Origin of the sequence: Candidatus Nitronereus thalassa, from assembly GCF_032191465.1 — a bacterium.
In the GTDB taxonomy this organism is placed as follows: domain Bacteria; phylum Nitrospirota; class Nitrospiria; order Nitrospirales; family UBA8639; genus Nitronereus; species Nitronereus thalassa.
Genome location: NZ_JAQOUE010000002.1, coordinates 273,837 through 286,319, shown reverse-complemented (window position 1 = coordinate 286,319; position 12,483 = coordinate 273,837). Strand labels below are relative to the sequence as shown.

The following is a 12,483-nucleotide window of genomic DNA, read 5'->3' as shown; positions in this document are numbered from 1 at the left end:
AACTAATAGACTTCTATTAACTGACTGCATCATCAATGGCGTAGGAACATCTGCACGAATTACCGACCGTTGATGGTGGTGTGTTGCCAGAAAAAGCAGCTACCTTCCGACAGCATCCTCCCCTCCAAGCGTGGTAAAATTCCAACGACGAACGTATCCATCTCAATATTGTTAGCCCGTGGCATTTGGCCATTGTTCGGCATCTATTTCATTTTCCCAAGGGAAACACATCATGAAAAATAAGTTGCCATTGTGGGTGTGGGGGGTAGTGTCTATCATTTCCGTAGTGGTTGTGGGAATTCTCGATTGGCTTACGGGTTATGAGTTAGCCTTTTTTGCGTTGTACTTTTTACCCGTGTCGGTTGGTGCGTGGTTCTTCGGCCTTTTGGGAGCCGTTGGTCTTGCGTTATTCAGCGCCGTAGTTTGGTTTGTTGCGGATTTTCATGATGGGCATGCCTACTCGTCATGGGGTATCTTCGTTTGGAACTCTCTGATTCGCCTCGTGTCGTTCCTGGCCATTGGGTGGGCCCTCGCAAAGGTGAGAGACTTACTCGATCGGGAGCGGGAGGTCACAGAGGCTTTGCGCAAATCGCTCTCGGAAATCAAAGTTCTTGAGTCCTTCCTTCCCATTTGTGCCCAGTGCAAGAAGATTCGCGATCAGCAAGGCCTCTGGCAACAGCTGGAAGTGTATATCGGGCAGCATTCCAACACCCAGTTTACACATAGTTATTGTCCTGAATGCGCCGGGAAGACTTTGGCCCAATTAGGCCTAAAAGGGCAAACTAAACAGGGAGGTTGATTGGCTAAAGAGTCTTGAGTTATGGACTGAAAGTTTTTGCTTTCTTTCGGGTGTCGATGGCTGATAGGTAGAGGGTTCGAAGAAAAAATGGCGAGTGGCTTTTAGAAATGCCGCTCGCCATTTTTTTTGATGTTCTATTCTTCTAATGTCGAAATGTCACCGGGGTCTTGGCCGAGTTCTTTCGCTTTTAGGACGCGGCGCATGATTTTTCCTGACCGGGTTTTTGGCAGCGAGGTGACGATATCGATTTCTCGTGGAACGGCAATTTTTCCGAGTTCGGTTTGGACATGCGCCTTCAGGTTCTTAATCAGTTCTGAACTTTCGGTTTGTCCCTGCTTTAATATCACAAAGGCTTTGATCATCTCCCCGGCGGTTTTATGTGGTTTGCCGATAACGGCGGCTTCAACGACTGCATCATGACTCACTAACGCACTTTCCACTTCTGCGGTGCCGATTCGATTGCCCGCGACTTTGACTACATCATCCGCCCGGCCCATGAACCAGAAATAGCCGTCTTCATCTTTGTGACACACGTCGCCTGCGGTATAGCAGTTAGGGATGTTATTCCAGTATCCAAGGTAACGATCCGGGTCTTTGTGAATCGTGCGCATCATCGAGGGCCAAGGTTTTTTGATGACGGCGAATCCCCCACCGGTGCCGATGCTGTTGCCTTCTTTATCCACCACATCCGCTTCAATGCCTAAGAAGGGTCGGGTAGCAGACCCAGGTTTGAGCGGCACGCAGGGTAGTGGGCTCACGAGAATTGATCCGGTCTCTGTTTGCCACCAGGTATCCATGATAGGTTTGTCTCCACCTGTTACGCGATGAAACCATTCCCATGCTTCGGGGTTAATGGGTTCTCCCACTGAGCCGAGCACACGTAAGGAGGAGAGATCGTATTTTCCAGGCCAATCTTCGCCATACTTCATGAGTAAACGAATGGCCGTAGGGGTTGTATAAAAAATCGATACGCCATATTTTGAAATGAGGTCCCACCAGCGTCCTGGATTGGGGTAGTCGGGTTTGCCTTCGGCGGTCAACACGGTGGCGCCATTGAGCAACGGACCGTAAACGATATAACTGTGTCCGGTAACCCAACCTGGATCGGCTACGCAGAAGTACACATCTTCATCCTTGAGATCGAAAATATATTTCGTAGTAATGTAGGTGCCGACCATATAACCACCGTGTACATGCACCACGCCCTTAGGTTTGCCGGTGGTTCCGGAGGTGTACAGGAAATACAGCGGTGTTTCGGAGTCCAATTGTTCGGCTTCGCAGTTGGTGGATTGTCCCTCCATCCATTCTTCCCAATCGATTTCATTCTCTTTGAGAGTATTGCCAGGTTTTTCTCGCCGCACGACGACCATTTTTTCAATGCTTGGACTTTTTGATACTGCCTCGTCGACAACTTTTTTGAGATCGATACTTTTCCCGCGATCGTAACCACAGTCAGCGGTAATGATCATTTTGGCGTTGGCATCCTTGATGCGCGATTCTAAAGCCGGGGCACTAAACCCTGAGTAAATAACGGAGTGAATGACGCCGATTCGAGCGCAGGCTAACATCGCGATAATTTGCTCGGGAATTTTTGGGAGATAAATGGTGACCACATCGCCTTTTTTGAGCCCGATGGATTTTAGGGCATTTGCACAACGATTTACCTGTCGAGAGAGTTCGGCATAGGTGAAAATCCGTTCCTCGCCTTTTTCTCCGACCCAGATGACCGCAACCTTGTTCTTGCGCCAACTGTTGACGTGCCGATCCAGGCAATTGTAGGAGATGTTGCACTTTCCGCCGAGAAACCATTTGGCCCATGGGTATTTCCATTCCAATACTTGATTCCAAGGGGAAAACCATTCCAATTCCTTGGCGATGCCATCCCAAAATTTTTCAGGGTCGGCAATCGACTCTTTATATGCGGTTTCATAATCCTTGATATACGCCTCACTCAGAGTTTTTTCGGTGGGGCGGTACACGGTGGAAGTCTTTAATAATGTTTCAATTTGTTCTGCCATGAGTGGTTCCCCTCGAAAATAAAAAGTCGTGATGTGGGTGGATTGAAATCATCAAACTTGGGATATGTTGGTGTATGATTTTTATTATGCGGTCCTTGACGCCTTGCTGCAAGAAAAAATGTAATTTCAAATTATTCTGGTTGATGTGCGGGTAAGAGGAGATCGAAGACGGTTTTCACAGGGTTAAAAGTGTGACGTGGAACTTCTACGAAAATCGTATGCCACTTAGCCATGCCACCATTCCAAAGCCCAGGGAGTTCAAGTGCTTTCAGCTCACGTCCCTCGTATGATTTTTGTGAGATGAATCCGGCGTTGGGGTCGATGTATTGTGTGAGGTCGAATGGCTTGCCTTGGTAGTCGCGGGCCCCGCATACCATATCGACAGGATTGAAGTGTGTGGAGGAAGCAAAGATGCGTTGTTGTTCCGTGGAACGAGGATCCACCTGAGAAGATTCTACAATTTGCAGTGAAGTGGTGCCGTCTTGGTGTTGTACCCAAAATGGTCCTCCTCCAGGGTCACCCGTATTTTTCACCATGCCGCAGACGCGGATTGGTCGGTGGAAGAACCTACGGAGATGATGGGTGCGTTGTAAACGATCCCACTCTTTCCACGGTGTTGGATGTGAACAATGCAATGTTGACTGAGCCCATTCCAACATATCGTCCAGTTGTTGTGTGGTCGCGCTTTCCTTGTCGAGCTGTCGAAGGTATTCAAAGAGGGTCCCTTGAATCGAAATGAGATAGCCGCCTATGGCTCGTTTATATGTATAGGTTTCTTCTTTCAGGTGATCCGGGACCACATTGTCGATATTTTTGATGAAGACAATATCTCCCTCGAGTTCATTCACGTTTGTAAGAAGCGCACCATGGCCCCCCGGACGAAAAAGTAGATTGCCGTGGCGGTCTCGGAACGGTTGGTTATTCAAGTCTACGGCAATGGTATCGCTAGAGGCTTTTTGGAGTGAGCATGTGACGATCCAATCGTGGTCAGCTTTCTTGAATCGTTGACGGGCAACTTCAATATGTTCTTGTACGGCCTCCTGATGTTCGGGGGAAATCGTAAAGTGCACTTGAGCTTGGTTGTTGGCGTCTTTGGCATACACGGTGGCTTCAATTAAATGCTCTTCAATGGGGGTGCGTATGTGGTCTGGATACCTATGAAATGCCAGAAGGCCTTTAGGTCGTTTGGCGTAATTCAGCCCAGTTGGATGGAGTAGCGCTTCCAAGATAGGTTGATGTTGCCCCTGGTCACGGAGGTTCTCTAGTTGGTGTCCTTGTTTGGAGAGAGTGCTCGTTAAGTCATTGATGAAGGCAAAGTCCGAGAGTCGTTGTAAAAAGGTTTCTAGATCAGATTGTTCTGACGGAGTCACGGAAAAGGGGGCAGCGATTGTAGAATCCGCACAGATAGCCAACAGAGTTTTAAACATGCGGGAGGCTGCGCCAGAGGCTGGGACAAATTTAGTGACCCGCCCCGTGGTCATGGCTTGCCCGAAAGTCGCTTCGAGATCCGGAAGGTCGCTTTTGGTGAATTGTGTTATGCCATCTTGAATCGTACAGGGTTTCGTAATGTGAGTAAAAGGAATTCCGCGTTGAAAAGTGGTGAGCTGGTGTTCAATGGTTTCGACGGAGGTTCCTCTCTTTGCGATGCACTCTCGGTCATGTTGAGTGAGCATGTGGTCAATTTTGCATGTTGAGTTCATAAGTTCTAAAATTTCCTAACCATTGAAGGCCTTCTAAGGGACTGAAAAATCAACCCTTCAGTCATTTCGTCATATTTAAGGGGAGCCTTTAATGGGTACCGACAAATGAATAAGATCAAGAGTGGCTTTCACTCGGTATAGAGCCGACCAATAAACAATTTTACTGCCTGACGCTCATATGAGGAATGGATCCACATACTGTCTTGAAGCTGGCCCCGCATGTGGAAATTAATCTTGAGCGCCTCCTTTTAAGTAACCCAGCCCAATTTTCAAGGCGCGTCGGGTGATTTCGCACCATCGATTTTCCGGGTATTCCGCCAGCACTTTGGCCACCTTGGGATCCTGTATGTCTAATTCAATAATCTTGATGATCCCGTCTTCCATTTTAACTTCAGCCACGGTATGTCCTCCATGTTCTTTGTCGCGATCTTGGCGCGTCTGAGATGTATCCTCGTAATCCCCTGTAATGACGAGGTTTTTCTTCGAAGTTTTCTTGACAGGGTAGGGGGTGCATGTTAGCATTTTTTTGAGGTTTTCTCTAATGTTGGTTTGTGAAGATTAAGGTTGACTCAGTTTTCCCCACCTGACCTTTGAAGATCTGAGGAGGCATCTATGAAAGTCCCAGTACGCACACAATGGAACTATTTCGCAGGCGGGGTATGTCTGGTCGTGGCCTTGTTGCTTAGCGGATGCGGAGGGGCTCCGGACTGGGTGAAAGAGGGCTCAGGAGTGCTGAATAAAGATGACAGTAAGTCAATCTATGGAGTGGGAACGGTTGAAAAAGTTCCCATGGAATCTGTCGCTTGGGAGATAGCCGAAAATCGCGCTCGTGCCGAGGTGGCCAAAAGTTTTGAGACCTATACCGCGTACCTGATGAGAGATTATGTCGCCACCACGGCGGCTACGGAATCTCCAGGCATGTCTGCAGAACAAGATGTCCAACGGGCGATCAAGACGTTTACGGCTGTGACTTTGAATGGTGTGAGACAAATTGAACGGTATAAAGATGAAGAAAAAGATATGTATTATGTCCTGGCCAAGCTCTCGTTTAAAGATATGCAAGAGGCCTTGAATCAAGCCAAGGAGTTGGACAAGGAAGTCAAAAACTTCGTGAAGAAAAATGGCGAACGTATTTTTGATCGCTTGGAACAAGAAGAAGCAAAACGCCAAGCGAGTGTGTCTGAGCAGTAAACGATGATAATAAATCAATTTATAGTGGAAAGATCACCGGTCATGAACATGATCCGACAAGTTTCTTGGTTAAGCGCGCTATTGTTGTTGACGGGGTTGCTTTCTGGTTGCGCGACGGAAAAGCGAGTGACGCGGGTTGATACCGGTGTGACTACGGATCTTAGCGGACGTTGGAATGATACTGATTCCAAGCAAGTCGCCGAAAAAATGATTAGTGAAATGTTGTCGCGTCCGTGGTTGGGAAATTTTACCTCGCAGCAAACTCGGCAGCCAGTGGTGATTGTCGGCACCGTTGAAAATCTTAGCCATGAACATATTAATACCCAGACGTTTATCAGTGATTTAGAACGAGAAATGACCAATAGCCAAAAAGTCACCTTTGTGGCTGATAAATCTGACCGACAGGAAGTTCGTGAAGAACGGCTGGACCAGGCATCACATTCTCGTCAGGATACTCAAAAGGCTCCAGGTCGTGAGATTGGTGCCGACTATATTATGAAAGGCCGGATTTCAACCATTCAGGATGAAGCTGAAGGCACTAAGGCGATTTTTTATCAGGTCGATTTAGAATTAGTAAGCTTGGCCGATAATACGAAATCCTGGTATGGCCAGCATAAGATTAAAAAAGTCATTGAACGAAAGCGCACAATTTTTTAGCTGACTGATGTCTGGTGAAGGTCTTGCATCTTGCCGAGCAGACTTCAAGCGCTTCCTTAGGGTTCTTTCCTCTTTCCTTCCTAAATAAAAGATTTCAACAGGTTTTCCCCCTCGTTCCGGCTTCCTGGCTATTGCTTTTGTTGTTCATGGTGCTCGAAGGCTGTGCAGGAAGCTTATCCCATTACGACAAATTGTACGCCAGCCTCCATCAGGGAAATCCTGAGCAAGCCAACCAAATAATTGTGGCTGCGGAAGCCCAGTATGGGGCGACAAGTCAGCTACTGTATCTTATGGATCATGGGATGGCGTTACATTTGGCAGGTCGCTATGAAGAAAGTGCCAAGGTCTTGGAACAGGCCGACGCGATGGTGGAAGATTTATATACGCGTCAACTTCGCAATGAAGCCTTGTCCCTCATCGTCAATGATGCCAAGCGGCCCTTTCGTGGTGATCCATATGAGCAAGTGTATATTAATGTTATCAATGCGTTGAATTATGCCAGGCTTGGTCAACTTGGCGAGGCATTGGTTGAGGCGCGCCGGATAGATCATCGACTTAACGTGTTAGCCGATACTGTTGATAAAGAAGATTACCAGGAAGATCCGTTTGCACGCTATTTATCGGGGCTGTTGTATGAGGCTAATGGCGATCTCAGTAATGCGTTCGTGGCCTATCGAAAATCCTACGAGGCATATCAACGTGCCCAGTCTTGGTCGGAGGTGACGATTCCACAAACGCTAAAACAGGATTTATTGCGAATCACCCAACGATTGAATCTCTCGAATGAGCATGCCGGCTATAAACAGGCATTTCCTGGAATTTCGTGGCCGTCAGGGCAGAATAATGGACAAGGAGAGATTGTCCTTATTGGCATGCATGGCCGAGCACCACGTTTAGAAGATCAGTTTATTGATGTGCCGATCAGTCTGGATGCGTTGGGGCTCCTGTTGTACACCAAGCAATTGGGGCGGAATCAACCCCAACAGGCGGGTGGGGTGGATGCCGTGCTCTATGGACTCCAAGGCGAAATCGTGAGAATCTCTCTTCCGCGTGTCGTTCCGCAAAAGACAAGGGTCAGCTTTGGCCGGGTTATTGTAAACGGGGTGGGAGGGCAAGAGAATTATCAGACGGAATTGATGAGCAGTGTGACGGCTGCGGCGAAAAAAAATTTGGCAGACCGCTTGCCGAGCGTGACCTTGCGGACGGTCGCTCGGGCAGCATTAAAAATGTCCACCGCTGAGGGCATTGGGTACGGAGTGAGTGCCGCTGGCAAGGATGAGGAAACACGGAATCTTATTCACGCGATCGTATCCACCTTGCTGAAAGTCCTTGTGATTACCACGGAAGAAGCGGATAAGCGTAGTTGGCGTACCCTTCCTGATGAAATTCATGTTTCTCGGTTTTTTGTAACGCCTGGTCCCTTGACCTTGAAGTATCAATCAGTAGGTCGGCAAAGTAATTTAATAGGAGCCCCCAAGACTTTTACCGTGACTGTGCAGCCTGGGGAAACGCAAATTCTGACGGTATTTACCCCGGAGTAGAAACTTGATCCCAATGGCAAGTAAACAGTGGTCAATTTTAATCTTGGTCGTAGGGTTTAGCCTGAGCGCCTGTACGATGTTCAAATACGTGGACCCTCCCTCCTGGCTCATGGGAGCCAGCGAGCAATATCCAACAAGTCGGTATCTCGTCGGTGTCGGGCATGGGTCCTCCGGTTCTGTGGCCGAGGAGCGGGCGTACGCCGCCGTAGCCAAAATTTTTTCGGCTCATGTTCAGTCGAGGGTTCAGGATTCGGAGGCGTTTCGGTTATTGGAAAAAGATGGGTCGACACAGACACAACGTGAGTTGGGACTCGAACAGTCCACGCGTGTGACGACAAATAAGGTTCTTAGTCATGTGCAAGTGTTGGAACGGTGGCAACATCCAGAAACCAAGGAAATGTATGTGCTTGCCGGGCTTGATCGCCAACAAGTGGAACGTGGCTTGATGGAACAAATTCAAGCCTATGATCAGACGATAAAGAGTAAGGTACAGCGGGCTCGAACAAGTGAGGACAAGCTCACGCACTTGGGACAGCTCAAACATGCCATTCAGGTATGGCAGGAGCGCGATAAGGTGAATGTGGACCTTCGGGTTATCCGAGAAAGTGGACGTGGGATTCCGCCTCCTTATGAATTAGGTCAGCTTCGACAGGAGCTTGATGAATTTGTCAAGGAACAGTTTGTGGTTGAGGTTCATATTGTCGGTGATCAAGCGGCTGACGTCCAGTCAGCGATTGTGCAGAAGCTTGGCCAAGAAGGGCTCCCTGTACGTATCGAGGGTGCTTCAACGATAGAGGCTTTGGATTCTCATGTCGGAGTTTCCCAACAAGCTGCAGATTTGCTCATTCAGGGTTCGGTTCGCGTCTGGGATATTGATTCGCGTGATCCGTTATTTGTTTATGCGCGGTGGTGTGGAGATGTGCAGGTAATTGATCCGCGTCAAAATCGTGTGATAGGAGTAGTAAATCGATCCGACCGTGAAGGACATGTCACTCCACGTGAGGCTCGGGCCCGGGCATCCGCCGTAATGCAGGCTACGTTGGCTCAAGAGGTCGTGACCACGATATTTAGTTCTTTAACGAGAGAATCGACTGAGAATGTTCCAGTGTTTTCCAGTCCCTGCCTGAATCATCGGCCTTGATTCTAAGGCCCTCCCTTTCCGATTTTCTTTGCGCAGCCAAATTCGGTTTGTAATTCATCGATAATTTCTTTCCATTCTTGTAAGTCGGTTGGCAGTGATTCGAACATTGGATCAGCGGGGGGATTTGTGGCCAACAGCTTTTTTGCCTGCCTCTGGTGACTCGAAGCCTGTGTAATTGATTTGCATACACCGGAGGAGGCGGGGACATGTTCTCCACTTTGCTGGAATAGAGCAATGGCTCGATAGATCTGCTCTTGTGTGCGAAACATGGCTTCCAGGCTTTCCAATTGAGAACGAAAAACTGGGCGCGTTTCATCCTTGGCCATGAGCGAAGCTAAGAGTGCGGCTTTGCCGGAATTGGTTGCGGCGGTTTGAGGATCACCCACGGACATGGCTTCTTCGGCTTTGTCTCGCAAGTGCATCAGTTCTACTTGGTCTTTTGAAGTTTGTGCGGATGCGAGTGGCAAGAACTGGGGAAGACAGAGAAGCAAAATGAGGTTTACAAGTGCTAATGTATCAACTGTGCTAGGTGATAAAATAACATGTGGTGCGCGCATAGACCCTTCAAAGATGGGGATAAAATCTCCCTCTGCATAAAGGTGAGGGGTGTCAAAGGCGGGCTGGATACCGATTTACATGATCTGATAATCCAAGTCCACCATTTTCGTGGCGACATTGGCCGCCTCCCGAAGTTTTTTCATTTCTTCGGAGGTGTCGCGGATGAGCCAAATTTTAATGTTGAGTTGTTCAATGGGGACAATAGATTTATCATTTCGCAATTTCGCAATAGACCATACGACTTCAGTTAGTACAGGAAAGTCGATATCTGAGGATTCGTCCATGTCTTCAAGGTTTTTATTGAGATAATCCAAGAGCGGAGGAGTGATAGTAGGATCGCCGGTGTGGGCCCCAATCAACCCCAGGCCCTTGGCAGCTGCGGCCTGAATTCGTGAGATTTTTGAGTTCACGAAGATGTCGGTCAAGATTGGTGTTGCAGAACTACCCATCCCGGCAAGTGCAATGATGGCTTCCTCTGCATATTCCGTATTTTCATCATGAGCCAATTTAATGAGGTGGGGCATGGCTGCTTTGGATTGCACTTTTGACAAGGTGCCGAGAATGCGAAGCAAGCGGGGCTTAGAGGTTTTCGGATCTTCCAGTAATTTGGCCAAGCGTTCCGTATGCCCCCATTCGGTGGCAGCCATCACCGGGAAATCAAATTTTTCTAATTTAAGTTTGAGTTGGCTCATAGCGTATTCCCCGGAATCTTTGACCTTGGCTTGTTGGGCCGCGGCATAAGCATCTTCAAAGTCCGTGCGGGTTTCTTTGTACCAACCTAAATCACGGCCATCAAGCAAATAGTTAAACAAGCAGGCTGGACCTCTCCACAATCGCGCCGGGGCATCGGCTAACTCGGCATCGCCTCCGGAAGGGGTCGTGCCTTTCCAACGCTTTCGTTCTTCACATTTGACAAAAAACTGTACATCATGCGGGGCTTTCTTGTCGGTGACCACGGTATAGCCGATCTCTTCCATACGACTTTTGATGAGTGACGAAAGATCATCGGATGGCACACGGCCATTTTCTGTGAGAGCTATGATATTGAGATAAACCGTTTTGATTTTGGCGAGTTGCGTTCGTTGTTCTTGGTCTATGTGGGTTCGTCGTGCCGAACTTTCTGCGGCAATTCCCAGGATAACTAAACAAATACTCAAGAACAGTCTAATAGAATGTGTCATCATGGGGCCTCCTGACCAAGGTGGAGTCATTGCTGTGTGGGGGGGGATTGTAAAATAAACGACCCTTGCCCTTCAACGTGAAGGACAAGGGTGAAAATTGTCTAAGGTTTGTTTGAGTGTTTAACCGGCCCAGTGTTTCATGCCCATGGTTAACTTACGTGTCCATCCAGATCCAACTGTTTATACGTCCAATTGGCGGCTTCGCGAAGATCCGCCATTTCTTTAGATTTATCGTAAATGAGCCATACCTTTTTATTCAATTCGGTCATGGGTGCTATTGCTTTTTCATCCCGCAATTTTCCCAATGACCAGACCACAGGAGTGAGTACGGGAAAATTAATATCTTCAGATGTTTTCATGGTGGACAATGCCCTCTTGAGGTAGGCAATCAGTGGGGGAATCGCAGTAGGGTTGCCACTGGCCCCCGCAACATCTCCGAGGGCTTCAGCTGCCGCTGCCTGAATCTCTGGTTGCGGGGAGTTTTGGAATAAATCGATGAGCGTGGGGATGGAGTCTTCTCCAACTCCTTTGAGTGCGGCAATGGCTTCCTGAGCCAAGTCCTTTTGTTTCACCAGTTCGGTGATTTGCGGTAGTGCTAGGTCAGCTTCATGCATACTTAGCGTAGAGAGAATTTTGAGCTTCCTGAGTTTTGGTGTATTCGGGGCCTCCAAGAGTTTTACTAGTCGTTGGGGTTGTCCCCATTCTGCGGCGATCAATACCGGAAAGTCATAGTTGGATACTTGCGTAGTTAATTGTTCCAGGGCAAACAAGCCTGGATCTTTCGCTCCAGCAATTTTTGCCGCAGTGATAGAATCTTGAAACGGAGTACGTACCTCTTTATACCAACCCAAATTTTTTCCGTTGAGCAGGTAAGTAAAGAGACAGGCTGGACCATTCCAAAGTCGGGATGGCGCATCCGCCAATTCGGCGTCTCCTCCCTCAGGTGTCGTTCCCGTCCAGGTTTTTCGCTCTTCGCATTTAACTTTAAACTCGACATCATGAGCCTTTGTTCGATCAGTGACTACCTCATATCCAATGTCTCCTAAACCCTGAGTCACAATCTTAGTGAGATCTGTGGCGTCCGAGGCGCCTTTTTCAGTTAAGGCAAGGACTGTGACGAGAACCGTCTTGGCTTTTTCAAGGTGGGTCCTTTCTTCGGGAGTCATATGAGTTCGTCGAGCGAAACTACTTTCGGGAACCATTAGAAGAGATAATGTGACTAAAATAGAAGTGAAGAATAAGCAGTGTTTCATGAGGAGCCTCCTTGGGGCCATAGTCGTCCCATGGTATGGTGACGGGCTGCCAACGTTTGCGGCAGTACAGAATACAGTCGGGAATAGTCGTGGGGCTGGATTGGATGGGCATAATCTTTTGAGGCTGTTTAACATTCTAATCACATCTTACAATACACAAACTTTCCAGAGGAAATAGCCAAAAACTTCCTAATAATTTTAGACGGAAAAAGGCACTGCACTCCTTTTTCACGAGAACATGATAAACGGTAAAAAGGAAGATGTATAGGGATAAGCCTGAGTTGGGGAGGGTTTTTTGGTTTTGCAGGAGAAGGAGTGTCAGCCTCTACCCAGGAACCGGTTTTGAATTTCCGGCTAACCGTTGGCAGGCAATCGTTTTTGTTTGGAAAAAATGAGGTCCTGTCAGTGAAGGAATAGGGCAATATTCATGCCGGGCCTCTTAAC

General features: G+C 48.1%; 11 protein-coding genes. 5 read left to right on the top strand and 6 right to left on the bottom strand.

Annotated features, from left to right (window positions below; translation table 11 throughout):
• Positions 1-232: 232 nt before the first annotated feature.
• A complete protein-coding gene (locus PPG34_RS16640; protein ID WP_313834566.1) occupies positions 233-799 on the top strand; it encodes a hypothetical protein in 567 nt (188 codons plus the stop codon).
• Between the two features lie 134 nt (positions 800-933).
• On the opposite strand, the gene acs is transcribed toward PPG34_RS16640, so the two are convergent.
• The 3 genes from acs to PPG34_RS16625 all read right to left on the bottom strand — a co-directional run bounded on the left by acs (position 934) and on the right by PPG34_RS16625 (position 5,039).
• Positions 934-2,817 carry an acetate--CoA ligase gene (gene acs / locus PPG34_RS16635; RefSeq protein ID WP_313834565.1) on the bottom strand — a complete coding sequence of 628 codons (1,884 nt, stop codon included), beginning with the start codon at positions 2,815-2,817 and terminating at the stop codon, positions 934-936.
• 131 nt (positions 2,818-2,948) lie between these two features.
• The gene (locus tag PPG34_RS16630) at positions 2,949-4,517 is read right to left on the bottom strand and encodes a DUF4301 family protein (RefSeq protein ID WP_313834564.1); all 1,569 of its coding nucleotides are present in this window, start codon (positions 4,515-4,517) and stop codon (positions 2,949-2,951) included.
• A gap of 228 nt (positions 4,518-4,745) precedes the next feature.
• Positions 4,746-5,039 carry a hypothetical protein gene (locus PPG34_RS16625; RefSeq protein ID WP_313834563.1) on the bottom strand — a complete coding sequence of 98 codons (294 nt, stop codon included), beginning with the start codon at positions 5,037-5,039 and terminating at the stop codon, positions 4,746-4,748.
• 90 nt (positions 5,040-5,129) lie between these two features.
• Between PPG34_RS16625 and PPG34_RS16620 the strand changes: the two genes are divergently transcribed.
• Genes PPG34_RS16620 through PPG34_RS16605 form a run of 4 tightly spaced genes read left to right on the top strand, consistent with a single transcriptional unit; the run spans position 5,130 to position 9,047 of the window.
• Positions 5,130-5,708, top strand: coding sequence for an LPP20 family lipoprotein (locus PPG34_RS16620; RefSeq protein WP_313834562.1), 579 nt, complete (start codon positions 5,130-5,132; stop codon positions 5,706-5,708).
• Positions 5,709-5,750: 42 nt separating this feature from the next.
• Positions 5,751-6,365, top strand: coding sequence for a penicillin-binding protein activator LpoB (locus tag PPG34_RS16615; protein WP_313834561.1), 615 nt, complete (start codon positions 5,751-5,753; stop codon positions 6,363-6,365).
• Between the two features lie 14 nt (positions 6,366-6,379).
• Positions 6,380-7,906: a COG3014 family protein gene (locus tag PPG34_RS16610; RefSeq protein ID WP_313834560.1), complete on the top strand. Its 1,527-nt coding sequence runs from the start codon at positions 6,380-6,382 to the stop codon at positions 7,904-7,906.
• Between the two features lie 13 nt (positions 7,907-7,919).
• Positions 7,920-9,047 carry an LPP20 family lipoprotein gene (locus tag PPG34_RS16605; RefSeq protein WP_313834559.1) on the top strand — a complete coding sequence of 376 codons (1,128 nt, stop codon included), beginning with the start codon at positions 7,920-7,922 and terminating at the stop codon, positions 9,045-9,047.
• A gap of 2 nt (positions 9,048-9,049) precedes the next feature.
• Here the strand turns inward: PPG34_RS16605 and PPG34_RS16600 are convergent, their stop codons facing one another.
• From PPG34_RS16600 to PPG34_RS16590, 3 genes are all read right to left on the bottom strand, one after another.
• Positions 9,050-9,604 (bottom strand): hypothetical protein, encoded by a 555-nt coding sequence (locus PPG34_RS16600; RefSeq protein WP_313834558.1) that lies wholly within the window; start codon positions 9,602-9,604, stop codon positions 9,050-9,052.
• Positions 9,605-9,679: 75 nt separating this feature from the next.
• Positions 9,680-10,789 (bottom strand): HEAT repeat domain-containing protein, encoded by a 1,110-nt coding sequence (locus PPG34_RS16595; protein ID WP_313834557.1) that lies wholly within the window; start codon positions 10,787-10,789, stop codon positions 9,680-9,682.
• 146 nt (positions 10,790-10,935) lie between these two features.
• Positions 10,936-12,039: a HEAT repeat domain-containing protein gene (locus tag PPG34_RS16590; RefSeq protein WP_313834556.1), complete on the bottom strand. Its 1,104-nt coding sequence runs from the start codon at positions 12,037-12,039 to the stop codon at positions 10,936-10,938.
• Between the last annotated feature and the right edge of the window lie 444 nt (positions 12,040-12,483).